The organism is Bacillus sp. AF62 (genome assembly GCF_050312695.1).
Classification (GTDB): domain Bacteria; phylum Bacillota; class Bacilli; order Bacillales; family Bacillaceae_G; genus Bacillus_A; species Bacillus_A cereus.
Genome location: NZ_JBNPJZ010000165.1, coordinates 1 through 6,786, shown reverse-complemented (window position 1 = coordinate 6,786; position 6,786 = coordinate 1). Strand labels below are relative to the sequence as shown.

The following is a 6,786-nucleotide window of genomic DNA, read 5'->3' as shown; positions in this document are numbered from 1 at the left end:
TCCCTCCAATTTATTTCTTCTTTTTTGTTCAAAAATCGTTTAATTTACATATAAAAAAGCACCGTGAATGGATGCTAAAAGAACCTTATCTTAATCATTTTGTAGTTTGATTTCATTTATACAGGGAAATGAATAGACCCTACACTTTTAGTTTACATAATAGTTATTATATGACAGTCCTTCAAACGGGAAATAGGTATGGTTGTGCGATTCTTGTTTTCTACCGTTATACATTTTTTATACATCGTTGATGTGACGGTATTTCTATCACTCATGCTTCCTGATTTCTTGCATACACTTCACCTGGTTAACTAACCATGCATTTCTCAATTTTTTACATACGAAAAAGAGCACCCGTTTTGGGATGCTCTCTAGCTTCGTCCGTGTAAAGGAAGTAAACAAATTCCATGATCAATCAACCTTTCCTTTACTATATGCTTGTCTTTTATACATTGTGCATAAAAAGAGAACATCCCTTTCTTTTGGATGCCCTCAATCTACTTATTTACCCTCCTGGCCGAATGGCTTTCATCATTTCAGCCCCCTGGTTTGATTTCTCTCATGTTTTGTCAACCTCCCGGCTTAGTTGTTTGCATATAAAAGCTCTCCCTACTCCTTTATGATAAAGACATATTCTATTCAACATTAAGATTCTTAACTTTAATGTTTCTCTTTTACTAATTTTGCAATCTTCGTTTCTGTTCCAAATACTCTTTTATTCAGTACTTCAATAGCCGTTTCTTTGTCAGAAATAGCATGGTACAATTTGGTAAAGTTATCATCTGTCTCTATTCGATGTGCCTTAAATTGCGTCTTTATTTCTGTTATATCCGTTTTAATTCCATTCACATCTGATTGGATTTCACCTAACTTGCTTAAAATCTGTTGCAATAATTCATCTTGCATCAAAAAATCACTCCTCGTACACTCTCATATGTATCATTGTAGCACGTCTTATTTCAAAATAAATAGAAACAAATTCTGTATAAAAATTATTCTTAACTTCGCAACACAAAGAGAGCACCCGCGCCAGTTGGATGCTCTTGAGTTTCTTTCTGGTATAGAAAGGAGTTCTATGGGCGAACTAAGACAATAGAGGTTGCCCTCTACTCTACTATATGCTCGTCTTTATCAAAAGGTGCAACCATAAAAGAGCACTCCCTTCAGGTAAGTGCCCTCTCATACGGAATATTACCCCGCCCCTCTATATCACTGTATGCTTCGCTCGTCCAACTATGTTTAAAGTTTGGTTAAATAAACAAACTTATTTCATTTTTTGGTAACATTCACCTAATCATTTACATATAATATCTTGACATCCTTACTTGTCGATTGATTCGTTCACTCCTATACAGAACAATGGTAGATGCTTGTAAGTTTCTCGAAAACGGGTACCCCTCAACGGTACTCGTTTTTTAAATAAAAAAAGAGAATCCCCTCAAAAATAGGTATATATAACCAAAATTGAAATATAGTATACCAACACGTTCTATCATATTTCTTTGATATGTACAGAAGAGGCGATTTCATTCGTCTATTTTTTATTGTATTCCTTTCTCAATAAAAAGAGAGCATCCTATGATATCGATGCTCTTTTCATGAGAAAGGAAGCTATATGAGTGGTTGAAATATAGTAACAAAGAATTGTCCTTTCTTTACCATATGTACAACCTTATTAAAGTGACACAAAAAACAACCATTTTCATGCCTCTCTCTTCAGCTTTTACGTAAATAGTAAAAATTCTCTCCAGTAAAAAAGGTATACGTGACCAAATGAAGAATTCTATACTAGGCATATCTCTTATCATTTTTTGTACACATGTACAAAAGAGACGAATTCACTCGTCTCTTTTTTTTTTATTTTTTTGGTATAGAGAACCAATTCATAGCAAATAGTAAAAATGGAAGAAGGACAAACCATTTTGTTTTTGTATGAATACCCCTTTGGATCATTTACTAACTCCCAATTAGATAGCAAAATATGTTTGGACTTCTTCTACAAGGGGTGAAAAGTACATCATGCAAATTTTCCATCAAAATTTCTTACCTCGCATATTGCATGTGCATTTTTCATTCCTTTTGAAATGAATTTTACAATCCGGTACGTGATATTTCAAAATGTACACGAATCATACTGCACAAAGGAGTACGTCTTGAAAATACTTACATATATTGCCTTAACAATTGGCTGGCTCTGTTTATTCATCATTTGGTATGGCCTTTTCTTTTTATAACATTTTTGGTTCTGATAAAAAAGAGAGCACCCTTTGTAGATGTTCTCCTCTCTCAACGGCCGGATGGTCTTGGTTTTAAGGTACCTCACACCCTACGACCATTGAGAATATACATTTAATCTTGTAATAAGCGATTTTCATCGTCTTTCACTTTTCCATACTACCATAATACTTCATTTTTTGAGGCCAAAAGTGACATGATAGTGACATCTTTTATCTTTCTCCCAATTTTTCAGCAATAGCATACACAACTCCATCTCGCCACCGTAAGGCTGTTCGCTTTGTGATGTGCAGGTCTTCCGCAATTCCGTCCCATGTCTTGCATTGTGGCTTTGTCCAATATTTTAATTTCACTAGTCTTTGTTTCTCTCGTTCTAATAATACATATACACTTTCAATCGCATCTGCTAATTCTTCTAGGCGCCTCAGTTTTTTATGTACCATCAGCTGTGTTCCTATGCGCTCGGTCGGACGATTTACGACATTTCTTCTCCCGCCTCCGATATTTTCATCATCATGCGAAGAACAGTAAATCAAATTCTTTCGCATGAATGTAATCTCGTGCAATGTATCACTGTAACCATATAATTCACTTTCAATGTATTTAAAGGTCGCGCCTTTCAGTTTCCCTGTTGGACTTTCTATCATTGAACCCCCTCCTGGCTACTTTTTATGCCTGTATAATAAAATCTCTTTATTCGCTCTTAAAATCCTTTGTAAACCATTCTCCGCTTTTACATACCTATGGTATGCAGAAAGAATTTAAACTTGAATTTGACAGGTTTCTGCGAGTGTTTTTCACTTCGAATATCTGATGCATGACGAACTAGACATTTTTCTACTTTTCTTCAATCTCAACATTCCATCCACACTTGCAAGTTCGTTTGAAACGGCCATCTTCAACTTCTAATATTCCTTCTCCATCCCCAATGATTTCATTCCCACATTTGTTGCATTTTCCGTACTCATTCATCAGTTCCAGCGTTTTCCAAGCATCCATTCTTTCCCCTCCTGCATAAAATTCTACTTTTGAATCATACTATCCATAGGCCACATATGGCCATACTCCTTAATTTCATGAATCAAGTTTCTCCTGCGATCAACACACCGGGCAGTTAGCTTTTGCTAGCTGCTTTGTTATGTTGTATACATGTATATGTTTTGGGCATACTTGACCTATACCAATGTGCTTTTGTATTTGTTATCAACTCATTTTTCCTCTTTGAGCTCTTATATAAGAGTTCTTTTTTCTTGGCACAAGTTACATACTCATTCCCTCATGCATATGGTATATCACGCACTCTTTACAATAAGAGTCTTAATCAAGGGCATCTCTGCGTAGATGCTCTTTTCATTTTTCACATAACCTCATCATATTTTTTGTATGTCTTACCAAAAATATGGAATGTACAAGAATAAATTCTCTCCTTTCAAATATATTATAACTATCTCCTATACATAGGAGGTCTCCTAAATTTTGACATACCTAGAATGAAGGGGTTGGTACATACTAACTCCTTTATTTTGGATAAATAAACTAATTTCAATATATACGCTACAAGGAAACACAAACCAGACACACAATCTTTTTATTTTTCTATAAAACTTCCTTGTAACCTGCCTCATTCTCCCCACTACACACTCTGTATTCACTTTCTGTTGTTTTTGTAACACCACTACCGTTTTTTCTACTCATTTTTCATGTGAAACACCTCTCATCGAGTCACCTTACAATATCCCTGCTCTCAAATAATGTTTCACTTGGTAATAAAAGTGATGATAGATCCAATTCCCTGTGAATTTTTTATCTACATACACGATTTCAAAATTGTATTTAGCTTTAAATGTATTGAGTCTACCCAGTAATGCGAATGGATTGTATTTTGAACGATATTTACCTTGCAGCATCTTTTCATATCCATGTAGGTCCTCCACAAGTAAAGTGAAGGGGATATCCTTTGATCGAATTAACTCATTTTCAAACGCTGTTTGCGTATCCTTTTGTAAGTTCCCTGTGATCTCATCCATGTGAGCTTTCCGTTCCACTCGGCTATCTAAATAGATAGCACGAGGTATTCCTAACTCTTCATTTTTTGGAATCATGCAGCCATAATCACCGGTATCTAACTTTTGATTTTTAATTGGAATGTCCTTTTGCTGTAAATAATCAAGAATATGGCCATTTACATTTTCACGCGTGTCAATAACAATCGTTAATGTGTTAAGAATGTTGCTTATTTCTTTATCTGTGTAATGAAAATAAATCATCCACATCCCCCTGTCCTTGCATATAAAACTGCACGTTCATATATCTTTCTTGCCATTGCATCCGACTCCTCATTTTTAAACGGACGATAGTCTTCATAGATGTCTGTCCATCCTTTCTTCGCAAGAACAATCGTCCAGTCATAAAACAGTTGTAAAGAATCTGTATCAGCTAGTAGCCATTCATGCAATGGCTGGTTATGCTGCCATCCACAAAACTCATAGAATATCTTTCTAATTGTTACCTGCTCCGCACTCGCATCTTTCCACGATTGAAACCAGGCATCAATTTCACTGAAAGATTGTTCAGCCAATTGCATTACTTCCGTTGGAATTAAATGTTGTCTTTTTATCCCGATTCGATTATCACTTGGATCAGGATAGATATTTGCGCCTGATTTCCAAATTGCACTTAGTATTTTTAATACTTGTGCCACCTCATCTCCCTCTTCCCAATTCAAATGACCATTTATGCAGTCCGTGTTAATAAAAAACTTGATTTTTTACCTAAATAAACAAAAAACAATTTTGGTAACCTGTCAAATACGTTGATATACCAAGGGTTTGAGTTCATTTTCTCACCAAAAGTTACTATGGGTTACCCCAAATCACCATAACCAGAAATATACACTATATATATTTATAATTTATATATTTTTGGAATATAGGAAAATAAGTAACCACCAATAACCTAACAAAAAACACCCCCCTCTAAACCCTTGATACATAAGGATTTCATGATAATTTGAATGGGGTTATCAAAGCATTTTCTTGGGTTGATGCAGTTACTGAACTTTCGTCTTTTTGTAAATATTTGTAACATTCTTTCTGTAACCCAATCCCATTTAAGAACACTTTATTTTTTGCCCCTCGTTTTTTATAAATATTCTTATTTTCCAACAATCTATAAAATGTGCGGTTTTTCAAAGCAATTTCACCTTCGTCTTCACACCAACGAGAATAAGCAGTATATAATTCTTTCGCCTCGATTTTTGCCAAGGGATTCAAAAAACACATATCAAGTATGAACGGTTCGATGATATCCATTTCCTCTTTATAACTATTTGTTGCTACTCTAATTGATTTCGGTTCTCTTAATCCTTCACGTTGCCATTTTAAACACCCTTGAATTGCCCAATTTAATATGCCTGGCATCTCCATTGATAATTTTTCAGGAAGTTTACGATCCATCTTTTCCTTTGCGATTGTAACCGTAAAAGGTATCATCCGCACCCTTCTCCAAATTCCCTCATCAATCCCTTTAATAATCGGTTTATGATTCGTTGTGAAAAACACTTTAAACTCTGGTGTAAATTCGAAAAACTCTTGGCGTAAAAACCGCGCGCTGATTGGTTCTCCACCCGTAATTTGTTTGACTAGCGCTTCTGATAATTGTTGACCGTCTTCGCTCTCAACCGCTGAGACAAAACGTGCCCCTGCTAAACGTGCGATATCATTATTTGCCCCAGAATCATGTTTCTTTTTAATAAACGTATCGCTATTCGTCTGTTTCGCATAATCACCTAGTACATTCTTTATGGTATTAATAAACGTCGATTTCCCATTTCGCCCACCACCATACAAAAAGAACATAACCTGTTCTGATATATCACTTGTTAAGGAATAGCCGATTGCTTTTTGGATAAAATCAATTAATTCGTAATCTGTATTGCCTTCCACATCCTTGAAAATACTTTCCAAAAACGCCTTCCAGTTCGGACAATCTTCCTCTTTTTTATATTCGATATTTACCATTTTGGTAAGCATGAGATCACGATTATGTAGTGATAATTCACCCGTTTTTAAATCAATTACCCCGTTTTCCACATTCAAAAGATATTCATGCTTATCAAAATCTTCACGCTGCGCTGGAACAAGTGGCATAAGATCCTTGATACTATTCATTCGAATGTTTCTACGCTCGCACATCCGCGCCCATTTCACTTCCGGTTCCTCCTCTGACTTATAGAGACTACGAAGTACTTTTGCTGTCATTCTTTCAATCTCTTTTCTTGTATCCATTTTCCAACGTTTGCCGTCCCATATGAGCCACCCCATCTCATTTACGTATTTGATTACATGGCCATATTTATAAGCAATACGTTCTGCATTTCCGAGTTCTGTTAAACGAAATTTCTTTTTTGGCTTGTCCTCCACAACTTCAGCCGTATGTCCCTCACGGAAATCAAACGAAAATTCTTCGAATTGACCTTGATTATCTAAAATAGTTGTAGGTGTGGAAGAAATCGCATTTGCAATCGTTCGTTCCCCATATGTTTCATTTGTA

General features: G+C 35.6%; 6 protein-coding genes. All 6 read right to left on the bottom strand.

The window, feature by feature from the left end:
* Nucleotides 1–660: 660 nt before the first annotated feature.
* Complete coding sequence (locus ACQRBL_RS31660; protein WP_001150356.1) at nucleotides 661–906, bottom strand: hypothetical protein; 246 nt, start codon at nucleotides 904–906, stop codon at nucleotides 661–663.
* 1,541 nt (nucleotides 907–2,447) lie between these two features.
* Nucleotides 2,448–2,882, bottom strand: a complete 435-nt coding sequence (locus tag ACQRBL_RS31655) for a phage transcriptional regulator, RinA family protein (protein ID WP_023523047.1) — start codon at nucleotides 2,880–2,882, stop codon at nucleotides 2,448–2,450.
* A 190-nt stretch (nucleotides 2,883–3,072) separates the two neighbouring features.
* Nucleotides 3,073–3,234, bottom strand: coding sequence for a DUF3797 domain-containing protein (locus ACQRBL_RS31650; protein ID WP_000340309.1), 162 nt, complete (start codon nucleotides 3,232–3,234; stop codon nucleotides 3,073–3,075).
* Between the two features lie 728 nt (nucleotides 3,235–3,962).
* Entirely contained in the window at nucleotides 3,963–4,502 is a 540-nt protein-coding gene (locus tag ACQRBL_RS31645) for an ERCC4 domain-containing protein (RefSeq protein ID WP_411996751.1), read from the bottom strand.
* Nucleotides 4,499–4,936: a hypothetical protein gene (locus ACQRBL_RS31640; RefSeq protein WP_197230403.1), complete on the bottom strand. Its 438-nt coding sequence runs from the start codon at nucleotides 4,934–4,936 to the stop codon at nucleotides 4,499–4,501. The genes ACQRBL_RS31645 and ACQRBL_RS31640 overlap by 4 nt, the downstream gene beginning before the upstream one ends.
* Nucleotides 4,937–5,234: 298 nt before the next feature.
* The coding region (locus ACQRBL_RS31635) for a DNA primase family protein (protein ID WP_427736343.1) at nucleotides 5,235–6,786 on the bottom strand (1,552 nt) is incomplete at its 5' end.